Source organism: Neoaquamicrobium sediminum (assembly GCF_013240295.1).
Classification (GTDB): domain Bacteria; phylum Pseudomonadota; class Alphaproteobacteria; order Rhizobiales; family Rhizobiaceae; genus Aerobium; species Aerobium sediminum.
Genome location: NZ_JABETK010000002.1, coordinates 362,457 through 375,648, shown reverse-complemented (window position 1 = coordinate 375,648; position 13,192 = coordinate 362,457). Strand labels below are relative to the sequence as shown.

General features: G+C 63.2%; 10 protein-coding genes, 2 tRNA genes and 3 pseudogenes. 9 read left to right on the top strand and 6 right to left on the bottom strand.

The window, feature by feature from the left end; all coding sequences use genetic code 11:
- Positions 1-122: 122 nt before the first annotated feature.
- From HK436_RS13620 to HK436_RS32980, 4 genes are read left to right on the top strand one after another with little or no spacing between them, the layout of a single operon-like run.
- Positions 123-368: a zinc-finger domain-containing protein gene (locus HK436_RS13620; RefSeq protein WP_173190558.1), complete on the top strand. Its 246-nt coding sequence runs from the start codon at positions 123-125 to the stop codon at positions 366-368.
- Between the two features lie 7 nt (positions 369-375).
- On the top strand, positions 376-690 hold the full coding sequence (locus tag HK436_RS32990; RefSeq protein ID WP_173190556.1) for an FAD-dependent oxidoreductase: 315 nt from the start codon (positions 376-378) through the stop codon (positions 688-690).
- A gap of 41 nt (positions 691-731) precedes the next feature.
- The gene (locus HK436_RS32985; protein WP_173190554.1) at positions 732-1,277 is read left to right on the top strand and encodes a Rossmann-fold NAD(P)-binding domain-containing protein; all 546 of its coding nucleotides are present in this window, start codon (positions 732-734) and stop codon (positions 1,275-1,277) included.
- The gene (locus tag HK436_RS32980; RefSeq protein WP_312860601.1) at positions 1,232-1,588 is read left to right on the top strand and encodes an FAD-dependent monooxygenase; all 357 of its coding nucleotides are present in this window, start codon (positions 1,232-1,234) and stop codon (positions 1,586-1,588) included. Before HK436_RS32985 ends, HK436_RS32980 begins: the two co-directional genes overlap by 46 nt.
- Positions 1,589-1,603: 15 nt before the next feature.
- On the opposite strand, the pseudogene HK436_RS13600 reads toward HK436_RS32980, so the two are convergent.
- The 5 genes and pseudogenes from HK436_RS13600 to HK436_RS13580 form a co-directional block, all read right to left on the bottom strand.
- Positions 1,604-2,286, bottom strand: a pseudogene (locus HK436_RS13600) (TIGR02117 family protein).
- A gap of 34 nt (positions 2,287-2,320) precedes the next feature.
- The gene (locus HK436_RS13595) at positions 2,321-3,124 is read right to left on the bottom strand and encodes an amino acid ABC transporter ATP-binding protein (protein ID WP_280515678.1); all 804 of its coding nucleotides are present in this window, start codon (positions 3,122-3,124) and stop codon (positions 2,321-2,323) included.
- Between the two features lie 45 nt (positions 3,125-3,169).
- Positions 3,170-4,326 (bottom strand): annotated as a pseudogene (locus HK436_RS13590) (amino acid ABC transporter permease).
- A 9-nt stretch (positions 4,327-4,335) separates the two neighbouring features.
- A pseudogene (locus HK436_RS13585) lies at positions 4,336-5,525 on the bottom strand (amino acid ABC transporter permease).
- A gap of 73 nt (positions 5,526-5,598) precedes the next feature.
- Positions 5,599-6,627, bottom strand: a complete 1,029-nt coding sequence (locus HK436_RS13580) for an amino acid ABC transporter substrate-binding protein (RefSeq protein WP_173190552.1) — start codon at positions 6,625-6,627, stop codon at positions 5,599-5,601.
- A gap of 355 nt (positions 6,628-6,982) precedes the next feature.
- Here HK436_RS13580 and HK436_RS13575 point away from each other — a divergent pair, with 355 nt between their 5' ends.
- The 5 genes from HK436_RS13575 to HK436_RS13555 all read left to right on the top strand — a co-directional run bounded on the left by HK436_RS13575 (position 6,983) and on the right by HK436_RS13555 (position 10,054).
- The gene (locus HK436_RS13575) at positions 6,983-8,152 is read left to right on the top strand and encodes a cystathionine beta-lyase (RefSeq protein ID WP_173190550.1); all 1,170 of its coding nucleotides are present in this window, start codon (positions 6,983-6,985) and stop codon (positions 8,150-8,152) included.
- Between the two features lie 95 nt (positions 8,153-8,247).
- Positions 8,248-8,324, top strand: a tRNA-Pro gene (locus HK436_RS13570).
- A gap of 35 nt (positions 8,325-8,359) precedes the next feature.
- Positions 8,360-8,665: an ETC complex I subunit gene (locus HK436_RS13565; RefSeq protein WP_173190548.1), complete on the top strand. Its 306-nt coding sequence runs from the start codon at positions 8,360-8,362 to the stop codon at positions 8,663-8,665.
- Between the two features lie 37 nt (positions 8,666-8,702).
- Positions 8,703-8,779, top strand: a tRNA-Arg gene (locus HK436_RS13560).
- Positions 8,780-9,007: 228 nt separating this feature from the next.
- Positions 9,008-10,054: an alpha/beta hydrolase gene (locus HK436_RS13555; protein WP_173190546.1), complete on the top strand. Its 1,047-nt coding sequence runs from the start codon at positions 9,008-9,010 to the stop codon at positions 10,052-10,054.
- A 3-nt stretch (positions 10,055-10,057) separates the two neighbouring features.
- Here the strand turns inward: HK436_RS13555 and HK436_RS13550 are convergent, their stop codons facing one another.
- A complete protein-coding gene (locus HK436_RS13550) occupies positions 10,058-13,192 on the bottom strand; it encodes a UDP-N-acetylmuramoyl-tripeptide--D-alanyl-D-alanine ligase (protein WP_312860600.1) in 3,135 nt (1,044 codons plus the stop codon).

Sequence of the window (13,192 nt, the reverse complement as noted above, 5' to 3'; positions counted from 1 at the left end):
AGCCGCCAATCTACCTCGTGACAGGCTTTTGCGACAGTTTCATATCATCGACTTGCAAAGACCGGGTTTATGCTGCAAACGCAGGCAATCCGCTTCGAGTTTGCAGCATCCGGGAGCTTCCGATGGCCGGCCACGCGATACCGCATTTCCAGAACGACGCAGGTCACGCCGCGATCGAGATCGGCGTGAAGGAATTCATGTGCGTGGGCGCCAATCCGCCCTTCGACCATCCGCATGTCTTCCTCGACATGGGCGACGACGCCGAAAAGGTCTGCCCGTACTGCTCGACGCTTTATCGCTACAATGCGAAGCTGAAGGCCACCGAGACCTCGCCCGCCGGCGCGCTCTACCATCCGCAGGCCGCCTGAGCCTGAAGTGGACCTCCGCGCCGGGCCGATCGCGATTGCCGGGGCTGGCATTGCGGGCCTGACGGCAGCGCTGGCGCTCGCACAGCGTGGTTTTCAGGTCAGGCTTTTCGAACGCTCCGACCGGCTGGAAGAAGTCGGCGCCGGACTGCAGCTTTCACCAAACGCGACGCGCCTGCTCGACAGGCTGGGCGTTCTTTCGATCCTGAAACCGATCGCGGTGCGCGCCGAGGCCGTGGAAATCCGCAGTGCGCGAACGCTTGGCCGGCTCGCGTCCGTCCCTCTTGGCGAGAAGGCGGTGCGCCGCTGGGGGCGCCCTATCTGACAGTCCATCGCGCCGACCTGCAGAGCGCGCTTCTTGCCACGGTGAAACGGCAGCCCGAGATTGACCTGGCGACCGGCGCGACCGTGCGCGACGCCGCGTTCCATGACTATGGGGTCACGCTCTCGGTCGACCGCGACGGACGGATCGAGGAGTTTGGCTGCAAACTCGCAGTTGGCGCCGACGGCGTATGGTCGACATTGCGCGAACTGGGCGGGCATGGGCGGCAAAGCCGCTATTCGGGATATGTTGCCTGGCGCGCGATGTTGCCGTCCGCGCAGGCGGGGAGCGGAACGGATGCGGCACTGCCGCCGAACGACCGCGTCACCGCATGGCTGCACGCCGGCTTTCACCTGGTCGCTTATCCCGTTCGCGCCGGTGAGGCGATCAACCTGGTTGCCGTGACGCGCGCGCCGGAGTTGACGCGCAGATGGTCCAACACGGCTGACCTGTCGATGCTGGTAGCGGCAATGGGCGGCGCCTCCCTGCCCTTCAACAACTGGTGCAGGCAGCAGACCACTGGACGACCTGGCCGATCCACGAAGTGCCGCCGGACGGCGCCTGGACGGCTAAGGAAGGCATCGCGCTGATCGGCGACGCTGCACACGCCATGAGCCCCTACGCCGCACAGGGGGCCGCAATGGCGATAGAGGACGCGGTCGCGCTGGCTGCGGCACTTGCCTGCGAACCCACCAGTCTGGCGGCTGCGCTGTCGCTTTACGAACACGCGCGGCGCAAGCGGGTCAAGCGCGTCGCGGCGCGTGGCGCGTTCAACCGCTTCACATGGCATGCGTCCGGTCCGGTCGCCTTTGTACGCGACCGGGTGCTCGCGCTGCGCAAACCGGAAACGCTCGCCGCCGACTTCGACTGGCTTTACGGCTGCGATATCGGCGAGCCTTGAAACAAACCAGCCTTCTCAGACCGGATTGTAGGTTTCGACGGACCAGAGCAGGCTCAAAGGCAGCGGATTCCACCACCCGGTGCGCAGCCCGCGGAGCGCAATGTCGAAGCCGTCCAGACATTGCATCCCACGAGCGCGTTGAACCAGCCGTTTGCTTCGTAGAAACGATCGTAGGGACCGTAGGAACGCCCCTCGATCGGAACGACGGCGCCTTCGGCATTCCGCGTGAAACTGGCAAGGACATTATCCACAAGCCGCTGGAATTGCGCAGGCGTGAGGTCGAGCGCAAGAACGCCAGCCTGCGCCGGGTCGACTTCGCCTGCCAGCGCCACATGCATGACGGCCCTGTCCAGCGTCAGAGCCCGGAATGCGGGGCCGGGCTTCAATTCGGCCCAGGTCGGGGTCTCCAGATAGAAGGAACGCCCACCCCAGCCGAACGCGATCCATCCGACCACGGGATCGTCGATCGGCAAGCCGTCTTCACGCAGAAACGCAAAGCTGGCCAGCACATCCGGATCCGGCGGCAGCGCAATATCGGTATGAATTGGATTGGCAAATATCAGGATACGCCTCAGCGGCCCCGCGTCCTGTTCGCTCTCGGCCGCAAGGAACGGACGCGGCAGCGCCGCGCCCAGAAGTGCTGCCACGGCGGCAAGTGCAGCCAAGACCGCTAAAGCAAGAGCCGCACGGCGTATCATTCCCGTCGCGCGGCTCAAGGAAATGCCGGGCGTCTCAGTGCAGGATCTGGCTGAGGAACAGCTTGGTGCGCTCGTGTTGCGGGTTGTCGAAGAATTCCTCGGGCGTGTTCTGCTCCACGATCTGGCCCTGATCCATGAAGATCACGCGGTTCGCCACCTGGCGGGCAAAGCCCATCTCGTGGGTGACGCAGATCATGGTCATGCCTTCTTCGGCGAGGCCCACCATCGTCTCCAGCACTTCCTTGATCATCTCCGGATCGAGCGCGGAGGTCGGCTCATCGAACAGCATGATGCGGGGGTTCATGCACAGCGACCGCGCGATGGCGACACGCTGCTGCTGACCGCCGGAGAGCTGGCCCGGATATTTGTTGGCCTGCTCGGGAATCTTCACCCGCTCGAGGAAGTGCATGGCGGTTTCCTCCGCCTGCTTCTTGGGGATCTTGCGGACCCATATCGGCGCCAGCGTACAGTTCTCCAGGATGGTCAGATGCGGAAACAGGTTGAAGTGCTGGAAGACCATGCCGACCTCGCGGCGGACCTCATCGATCTTCTTGAGATCGTTGGTCAGTTCGATACCGTCGACGACGATGCGTCCCTGCTGGTGCTCCTCAAGACGGTTGATGCAGCGGATCATCGTCGACTTGCCGGAGCCAGAGGGGCCGCAAACGACAATCCGCTCGCCACGCATGACTTTGAGGTTGATGTCCTTGAGAACGTGAAAATCGCCGTACCATTTGTGCATGCCCTCAATCTCGATGGCGACCTCGGTGTCCGAAATCTGCATCCGCGATCGGTCGATTGCGATCTGGTCCGCGGCGACTGCGTTTTCAGTGGCCATATCATTCCCCTTTTTGGCGCTTTGGCCTGTTGTTATTCTTCCGCCCTACCGTCGGTGGCCCGTATCCAGCCGGCGTTCCATGTAGATGGAATAGCGCGACATGCCGAAGCAGAATATCCAGAATATGAACCCGGCGAAGATCAGGCCCGACATGGGCGTCTGCGCCGAAATCCAGTTCGCATCGGCGAAATTCTGACGGACGATCCCGAGCAGGTCGAACATGCCGATGATGTAAACGAGGCTGGTGTCCTTGAAGAGGCCGATGAAGGTGTTGACGATGCCCGGAATGACCAGCTTCAGCGCCTGCGGCAGGACGATCAATCCCATCGACTGCCAGTAGCTGAGACCGAGCGATCCGCGCCCTCATATTGCCCCTTGGGAATTGCCTGGAGGCCGCCACGCACCACCTCGGCCATGTAGGCCGATGCGAAGAGCGCGACACCCACCAATGCCCGAAGGAAGCGGTCAAAGGTCATGCCGGCGGGCAGGAACAGCGGCAGCATCACGCTCGCCATGAACAGCACCGTCACCAGCGGCACGCCACGCACAGTCTCGATGAAGGCGACGCACAGCATCTTGACCACAGGCATCCTGGAACGACGCCCCAGCGCGAGCAGGATGCCCAGCGGCAGCGACACCGAAATGCCGACGAAGGACAGCACCATCGTCACCAGCATGCCTCCCCACAGGCTCGTCGCCACGTAATCGAGGCCAAACCAGCCGCCCACCAGAAGGATGAAGGCGATGATGGGGAAGACGATGAAAAAGGCCACCGCGTTGAGAAACTTGTGCGGCACGCGCGGGATCAGCAGCGGCACCAGCAAGGCAACGAACATCACGGCGGTCAGATTGACCCGCCAGCGCTCGGAGACCGTGTAGCGGCCGTACATGAACTGTTCGAATTTGGCGTTGACGAACGCCCAGCAGGCGCCCGACCAGCCTTCGGGCTGGATGCCGCCCTGCGCGACCGTTGCGCAGACCGAGCGATCCGGCCCGCTCCAAACCGCGTCGATGAACGCCCAGCGGATCATCGGTGGAACGAAGTACACGATCAACAGCACGCCCAGCACGGTGAGGACCGAATCGAGCGGCGTCGCGAACAAGTTTATCCGCAGCCACCGGGCGATACCGCGCTCGCGGGCTGGAGCCGGTCGTTCGGGCTCCAGCTCGGTTCGGACGAAGGAGAGATCTTCCTGTTGCATCAATCTCTCCTATCGCTCGACCAGCGCCATCTTGGCGTTGAACCAGTTCATGAACGTCGACGTCGACAGGCTCAGGCCCAGATAGATCAGCATCCAGATCGCCACCACCTCGATCGCCTGACCGGTCTGGTTCATCGTCGTCTGCCCGGTCTGGATGAGATCGGGGTAGCCGATGAAGACGGCGAGCGACGAATTCTTGGTCAGGTTGAGATATTGGCTGGTCAGCGGCGGAATGACGATGCGCATGGCCTGCGGAATGATGACCAGACGCAATGTCGGGCCGGGGCGGATGCCAAGCGCGTGGGCTGCTTCCGTCTGTCCCTTGCTTACACCGAGAATGCCGGCACGGACAATCTCGGCGATGAAGGAGGCCGTGTAGAAGGACAATGCCAGATAAAGCGAAAGGAACTCCGGCTTGATCGAGAAGCCACCGACAAGGTTGAACGATCCCTGTTCCGGCATGTCGAACGTCAGCGGAAATCCCGTTGCCGCGAAGGCAAGCAGCGGAAGACCGACGATCAGCGCGAGCGACGTCCACAATACGGGGAAGCGCTGGCCGGTCGCCATCTGCCGCTGGTGCGCTTTGCGCGCCACGAAGAAGGACATCGCGATGGCGATCACGAACGCCACGGGGATCAGCCACGCCCCCTCCCCCAGATCGGCATCGGCATGTAGAAGCCGCGATTGTTGAGATAGGTGCCCAGCGGCAGGTCAAGGCTTTCGCGCGCGCCGGGCAGCACGGCGAGCACGCCGAGATACCAGAAGAAGATCACCAGCAGCGGCGGAATGTTGCGGAACACCTCGACGTAAACCGTGCAGATCTTTGAGATCAGCCAGTTTCGAGACAGCCGCCCGACGCCGATGAGAAAGCCGATGATCGTTGCGGTGACGATGCCGATGACGGCAACGAGGATGGTGTTGGCCAGGCCGACCAGGATCGCGCGGCCGAAAGTCGAGTTGGCCGAATAGTCGATCAGGGTCTGGCTGATGTCGAAACCGCTGCGGCGGCCTAGAAAGTCGAAACCCGATGCGATGTTGGCGCGCTGCAGGTTCTCGGTCGTGTTGCCGATGATCCAGTAGACGATGAGGACCAGCGCGATCGCGACCACAACCTGGACGACGATGCCGCGCACGCGGGGATCGTAAAGCAGGGACGCGCGCGCAGGTGCGCGGTCATGAACGCTCGTCGGGGAAGCCATGCCCCCTCCTTCCCGATTCAGTGATGCCGACCACTCCGGAAGGCTGCTGGAGCCTTCCGGAGCAGTATCTCGATCAGCGGATCGGCGGAGCGTACTGGATGCCGCCCTTTGTCCAGAGCTGGTTCAGACCACGTGCGATCTTGAGCGGGCTTTCCTGGCCGATGTTGCGCTCGAAGACCTCGCCGTAGTTGCCGACGCCCGACACGATCTTGACGACCCAGTCGTTCTCGAGGCCGAGCACCGTTCCGATGGAGGAGTCATCCTCCTGGCCGAGTATGCGGCGGATTTCCGGGTTATCCGAACCCTTCATCTCCTCGACATTGGCCTGGGTGATGCCGAGTTCCTCGGCCTGGATCATCGCGAAGAGCGTCCACTTGACGATGTCGAACCACTGGTCGTCGCCATGGCGAACGGCAGGTCCGAGCGGCTCCTTGGAGATGATCTCGGGCAGCACGACATGCTCGTCAGGGTTGGCGAGCGTCAGGCGAAGCGCATAGAGACCGGACTGATCGGTGGTGTAGGCATCGCAACGGCCGGCCTCGTAGGCTGCGTTGGTCTCGTCGAAGCCCTGGAAGACAACCGGGTTGTAATCCATGTTGTTGGCCGCGAAGTAATCGGCCAGGTTGAGTTCGGTCGTCGTGCCCGTCTGCACACAGATCGCGGCGCCCGAAAGCTGCAGCGCCGAGTTGATGCCCGGCAGCTTCGTCGAGTTGATCATGAAGCCCTGGCCGTCATAGTAGTTGACGCCCGTGAAGTTGAAGCCCAGCGACGTGTCGCGGCTGAGCGTCCACGTCGTGTTGCGCGAGAGAACGTCGATCTCGCCCGACTGCAGCGCAGGGAAGCGCTCGGTGGCGTTGGTGGGAACCGCCTCGACCTTGCTTGGATCGCCGAAGATGGCCGCCGCGATGGCGCGGCACATATCATAGTCAAAACCCGACCATTCACCCTGGTCGTTGGGAGCCGCGAAACCGGCAAGACCGGTATGCACACCGCAGCGCAGCGTGCCGCGTTCCTTCACATCGTCGAGCGTCGCGCCCCAGCCAGCCGAAGCCGTAAACACCAGCGCGGCCGAGCCGAGAATACCCGTTACTAGCTTTTTCATGCCCACATACCCTTTTCTGTTTCGGGGTCTTCGCCCCTGTTCATTCCGTACGGAAGCAGCATTCCGTCCCGGCCCCTGACCGGAACTCGGCATCGTTGCAGACGCGCGTGCTCCACCTCCCACTCACGACCGGCATCGAAGGCCATTATTCAGCGCCGGTCAAGTGCGAATGAAACACGCCGCCTAATTGGTGACCGCACAGGCAGCACTGCGCGTTTTATGGGCTGCGCCTGCCGCAATCCATGGCAAATCAAGCGCTTGCGAATGTGCCCCACCGGGCAGTGCCGCTGTGGCGGTTGCAGGTTCGCAGGGCAACCGATATGCGTTCAGGCCTGCAGCAAGAGGCGAGGTTTTCATGAGCAAGGGCGACTACGCGAACAAGGGCATCCACACCAGGCTTGCCCATATCGGTAACGATCCACGCGAGTTCTTCGGTTTCGTGAACCCGCCCGTCGTCCATGCATCCACCGTGCTCTTCCCCGACGCCGCGACCATGGCGGCGCGCAACCAGAAATATACCTACGGTACGCGCGGCACGCCGACGACCGATGCGCTGAGCTCCGCTATCGACACGCTCGAAGGTTCCTCAGGCACGATCCTGGTGCCGTCCGGCCTCGCGGCTGTGACGATACCGCTGCTGGCGTTCCTGTCAGCAGGCGACCACGTGCTGATCGTCGATTCGGTCTATCACCCGACACGCAACTTCGCAGACACGATGCTGAAACGGCTGGGCGTCGAGGTCGACTATTACGACCCGCTGGTGGGCGCCGGAATCACCGCGCTGATGAAACCCAACACGAAGGTGGTCTTCACCGAATCGCCCGGCTCGAACACGTTCGAGATGCAGGACATCCCTGCGATCGCCCGGGAAGCCAAGGCGCGCGGCGCGGTGGTGATGATGGACAACACCTGGGCCACGCCGCTCTATTTCCGTCCGCTCGACCACGGCGTCGACATTTCCATCCATGCGGCGACGAAATACCCCGCAGGCCATTCGGACGTGCTGCTCGGAACCGTCTCGGCGAACGAGGCCTGCTGGAAGCGGCTGCAGGAAACGCATTTCACGATGGGCTGCTGCGCGGCGCCCGACGACGTCTACCAGGTCCTGCGCGGCCTGCGCACCATGGGTGTGCGGCTGGAGCGGCACGAGGAAAACGCGCTCGACGTCGCGCGCTGGCTGGAGGGCCAGCAAGGCGTGGCGCGCGTGCTGCATCCGGGGCTCGAGAGCTTTCCGGGCCATGACATCTGGAAGCGTGACTTTTCCGGCGCCAGCGGCATCTTCTCCATTGTGCTGTCGGGCGGCGGCGAACGCGAGGCGCATGCCTTCCTCGACGCCCTGGAGATTTTCGGCCTCGGTTATTCGTGGGGCGGCTATGAAAGCCTTGCCGTACACGTGTTTCTGGGCGACCGGACCGTTGCCAAGGGCGATTATCAGGGGCCGGTCATCCGGCTGCAGATTGGCCTCGAAAACCCGGAAGACATCAAGGCGGACCTGGCGCGAGGGCTTGCGGCGGCGGCCGGCTGAAGCCGTTCGCGCAGCGACATGAAGGCCGGTGGCAAAATAAAGGCTTGCCTCGCCGCCGACGAAAACTTATGGGAACCAGCGGTCTTGACCGGCCACGGAGCGTAGCGCAGCCTGGTAGCGCATCTGGTTTGGGACCAGAGGGTCGCAGGTTCGAATCCTGCCGCTCCGACCACCGGCAGGCCGGCACAGGCAAGGAACGAGGCTCACATGTCAGCGCGCATCTACAGCCCGGCGAAGACCGCCATGCAGTCCGGCAAGGCGAAGACCGGCCACTGGGTTCTCGAATTCGATCCCGAGCAGCCGCGCAAGATCGACCCGCTGATGGGCTACACCTCCTCCGGCGACATGAAGAGCCAGATCCGCCTCACCTTCCCCACGCTGGAAGAGGCCATCGCCTACGCCAAGAAGAACGGGCTTGCCTACCGGGTCCAGGAACCCAAGGAAACGCGCCGGCGGCAGATTTCCTACGCGGAGAATTTCCGCTATGACCGCAAAACGCCCTGGACACACTGACGCGCCCTGATCTCGCGGCCGACCAAGGCGCAGCGACGGTCCCGTAGCTCAGCTGGATAGAGCACCGGCCTTCTAAGCCGATGGTCGCAGGTTCGAATCCTGCCGGGATCGCCATATTCGCGACGCAGATCATAATCGCGCGCCACTTCTCGCCTAAAACCCGGATCTGCCCCAGCCTTACGACGATAGACAGTTCCTCGCTCACCTCGGCGGCGTTTTTCGTGGTGCGGATTATCGTTTCGCTAACCATGTCGCGACGCCGGGCGAGTGCGGCCTTGCGTCCGGAGCTTCCAGATGGATGGCTCTGCACATGGAGAGACAAGTAAAGCGCATGGTTGTGCGATGAGCGGAGACGGTCACACACTGAGCTGGCATCTGGTGCGCTGGCTGCTGCTGGCCTTGTCGGTGCAGGGCGCTTCGCAGGCCGCGCATGCCGATGCGCCGCGGCTCGGTCCGTTCGAACTGCCGCAGCCGCAGGAGCTTGCGGTGCCCACGGGCGACGAGCACTTTAGCCCTTTCGAGGCGCTGAACGGCAGTTTCAGCTCTCCTGAGCACTGCGCACAGGTTCCAAACGGGCTCTGGATCGAACATGAAGGGCGCGGCGACTGCATCAGATATTATCCCCACGGGCTGGCCGAGGGCGGCAATCGCAGCGTGCTCATCTATTTCGCCGGGGATGTCATGTTGCGCAACACGCGCGGCGTGCGGTTCATCACCGGGTCGTATATCGAGCGCTCGCCAGCCTCCATCGCGTCGGACATGGCCGAGTGGTCGACGCTAGCGGGGCGACCCACGATCTATATTGCGCGACCGGGCATCTACGGTTCTTCCGGCGACCACAACATGCGCCGCCATCCGCGCGAGATCGCGCTGATGAACCGGGCCGTCGACATGATCAAGGAACGCTACAACGTCTCCTCGTTCATCCTGAGCGGCCATTCGGCTGGCGCGCAGATCGTCGCCGGGCTGCTCAACCGGCGAACTGACATCTCGGCTGCCGTGATGAGTTCCGGCCTCGTATCCGTGAAGCAGGTATCGAGGTTCTGGGAGCGGCGGCGCTCCCTGCCCGGCCGGCTGCTTTACGATTCGCGCAACTTCTACGATCCGGTGGACGAGATCGACCGGATCGCCACCGATCCGAAGCCGCAGATCTACGTGATCTCGGACCCGGAAGACCGTGTCGTGCCATTCTTCAGCCAGCTCTATTATGTGCGACGCCTGCGTAGCGCAGGTTTCGATCCGCAGCACGTCTACGCGCAGGCGGCCGATCCGCGACGGCACCTGTTGGCGCTGAACGGCCGGCTTGCCGCCGCGCTGCTGGCGCAGGGCCGTTCGACTAACGAGATTCGCCGCGCGCTGACCGACTTCGAACTCGATCAGCGCGAATAGCCCCTATTCGGCAGCCGGCCGTTCCAGGTCGGCCTGCGCCATTTCCTTGAGCCAGGCGACGATCTCGTACATGCGGGTGCTGTTTGAGCCCTTGACCAGCACCACATCGCCATCGGCGAGCTGTTCCTCCAGCACTTCCTTCATCGCATCCAGCGAGCCTAGATAGAGCCCCTTTCGGGATCGTGGCAGCGCGCGCCAGAAGTCCTGATAAAGTTCTCCGGTCACATAGACCCGGTCGATGGCACGGTCCTCTATCAGCTTCGCAAGCTGCGTATGAAACATCGGCGACTGCGGGCCAAGCTCGGCCATCTGGCCCAGCACGGCGACCCGGCGCCGTGCGCCCGGATAGTCGTTCAACTGGTCGAAGGCTGCTTCCATCGAGCCCGGATTGGCATTGTAGGCATCGTCGATGACCGTAAGCTTGCGTCCACCAAGCGAGAGGTCGCAAATCTGCCCCCTGCCCGGCAGTGACGCGAATGTCTGGAGCTTGGCGATTGCGCGCTCCAGCGGGTAGCCGAGGGCGGAGACTGCGGCTAGCACAGCAAGGCTGTTCATTGCCATGTGACGGCCTGCGGCGCCGAGGCGATAGCTAATCTCGCGGCCCTCGATGCTGGCCGTTACAAGGCCGTCGCGCGCGTTGTGCGAGACGAGCCTGAACGCGCAATCGGCGTGCTCGCCGTAATGGACGATGCGCAGGCTGCGGCTCTCGGCGGCGGCGCGCACCGTCTCCCATTCGATCATGTCGCGGTTGATGACTGCGACATCGCCCGACGACATGCCGAGGAAGATCGCGCTCTTCGTGCGCGCGACATCCGTGACGGTGCTCGTCTCGTTGAGGTGGGCAGGCGCTATGTTGGTGAAGATCGCGACTTGAGGCCGCGCCATCCGCGCGCTGACGGCCATGCGGCCGATGGCGAGCTCCATCACAACATGCTGCGTGTCCCAAGGTATGGAAGCCAGGTTCCAGCCCACGCCATGCGGCAGGTTGGCGTTATGCGCGCTCTTGGCAACGCTTCCATGTGCAGACAACGCATGCGCCAGCATGGCCACCGCGGTGGTCTTGCCGGAACTGCCGGTCACGCCCAGCACCTTGCCGGTCATGCGCGCCCGCGCGTAGCGGCCCATAGCAAGCACGGCCTCGTCGCAATCGGGTACGGTGAGCAGCGGCACGTCCGTCACGTCGACCGCTTCGGGATCGCGTGCGATCAGGGCGGCCGGAGGCGGGTTCATGCGACGGACCACCTGCGGCAGCATGCCGACCGTTTCGTCGCCGGTTCGCACGACGGCCATGTCGCCCGGCTGCATGGCGGGCGCGAAGGTCGAAAGCCCCCGTGCCGACCAGTCCTGCGGCGGTTGACGGACCCAGGTTCCGCCGGTCGCGGCCTCCACATGCGCGGCAGTCCAGATCGCGTCCGGATCGGCCAGTTCGGACTGAGGGGCGGTATGCCTTGCGACGAGGCGCTGGAACGCGTCACGTTCTTCCAGATAGCGGCGATAGGCGACGAAACCGGACAGATAGTGCTCGACATCGTCGATGCGCACGCGGAATGCGTGGTGGCGGATGAAGAAAGATCCGACGATCCTGTCCGGCTTGCGGAAGTACATGGCGAGTTCGGGCCAGAAATGCCCGTTGAGCAGGTAGTGGGCGCGCTTCTCCAGAGCGTTTTCGAACCGCTCGAGATCGATACCGTCAAACAGATGGTGCAGCTCGGGTCGCTCGTCGATGCGCGCCAGCGTTTCGCGCGCCGCCATCATCAGTTCGAGCAATGTCGGGAAGGTGGTGATCCGATCCGAGACGAAGTCGAGATAGCCGGCGACATTTGCAATGCCGAAACGGAAATAGCGCTCCTCCGGGCGGTAGCGCGTCAGCTCGTTGACGCAGTAGCTAAGCCAGTGGTCGTGGTGCTTCCAGTGGTCATTGCGGATGAAGTGACCAAAGGCCTTTTCGACCATTTCGAGCCAGCGTGGATCGCGGGTCAGGCCATAGAGCCGCATCAAGCCGACGGTGGCCTCGCCTTCGTAGTAGATGGTGCGGAAGTCCTGCTTCACGCCGAGATCCGGAAAGCTCAGCACGTGGCTGAACGCACCGGTCTCCTCATCCTGCATGTAGCGGATGCCGAGCGCGAGCTTCTCCATCATCGGGTGATGGACCTTGGTACCCGTGACGGCGGCGTATTTGGAGAGCGCAAGGATCGCGACAGCATTGCCGCCGAGCTTCACCTCGTTGCCGACGTCGACCAGAAATGCCGCCTCGGTCCCATCCGGCAGGCTGCATGTCTGGATGAGCGTGCCGCACAGGCGTTTCAATGAGCGGTCGATCGCCGCCTTGAGGCGCGCGTCGCGTGTAACCTCCCAGGCTTCGACCATGGCGTAGGTGGTGCTGGCATGGCGCAAGGTGTTGTAGGCGGCTATCCGCCGGTCGAAGCACGGGTGATAGCCGTAGACGAAGGTGCCGTCGCGCTCGACCTGCCGGGCAAGGTAGGCCGACGCATCGCGCACCAACGGGGTCACGTCGCCTTCGCCAAGCTCGGCCACGGTGCGCCGGCCGGCATCCAAGCCCGCGCCATTCAGTTCGTGAAGATTGCCGGCCTCGTCGCAAAAGACGCCACGCGTTGAGAACAGATAGACATCGGCCTCGTCGGCGAAATCGGGTTCCCGAATGTCGGGATAGCGGATGCCGGCATAGGTGGCGAAGTTCTTCTGGTTGAACACAGCATGCGCGATGGTGTTGCCACCGTAAAGCGCCGCGTTGGCGTTGAGCTCAAGCTCGGTGAAAGCGAAATTCAGCTCAGGGTCGAAAGCGATTCCGTAGCGGAAATAGTTGCGTTTGGTCTTTACGAGCAAAGCACGCAGGCGGCGCCAGTCCTTGCGCTCGGGGCGGTCGACCCAGTCCACCCGAAGCCAGCGACCGGCCAGCTTTTCGCCTTTCATGATTTCGCGCAGCGCGGCCAGACCCTTCTGCCAGGCCGACTCCAGCGAGGTGCCCGAAGCGTTCACCACGCGGGCGCGTGAATCGCCGTCAGAGACGGAGAAGAACAGGACGATGCGGGGAAACGGCGGTTGCAGGCCTTCAACTCTGGTGCGCAGGAAGGCGCGAATGCTAGACAGCTTGTCCACGGTGTCGAGTTTCACGTCCAC

Bases quoted from the DNA above. Each gene is read 5' to 3' on its own strand.
- HK436_RS13620 (WP_173190558.1), top strand. From the start codon at position 123: ATGGCCGGCCACGCGATACCGCATTTCCAGAACGACGCAGGTCACGCC.
- HK436_RS13555 (WP_173190546.1), top strand. From the start codon at position 9,008: ATGAGCGGAGACGGTCACACACTGAGCTGGCATCTGGTGCGCTGGCTG.
- HK436_RS13575 (WP_173190550.1), top strand. From the start codon at position 6,983: ATGAGCAAGGGCGACTACGCGAACAAGGGCATCCACACCAGGCTTGCC.
- HK436_RS13580 (WP_173190552.1), bottom strand. From the start codon at position 6,627: ATGAAAAAGCTAGTAACGGGTATTCTCGGCTCGGCCGCGCTGGTGTTT.
- HK436_RS13565 (WP_173190548.1), top strand. From the start codon at position 8,360: ATGTCAGCGCGCATCTACAGCCCGGCGAAGACCGCCATGCAGTCCGGC.
- HK436_RS13595 (WP_280515678.1), bottom strand. From the start codon at position 3,124: ATGGCCACTGAAAACGCAGTCGCCGCGGACCAGATCGCAATCGACCGA.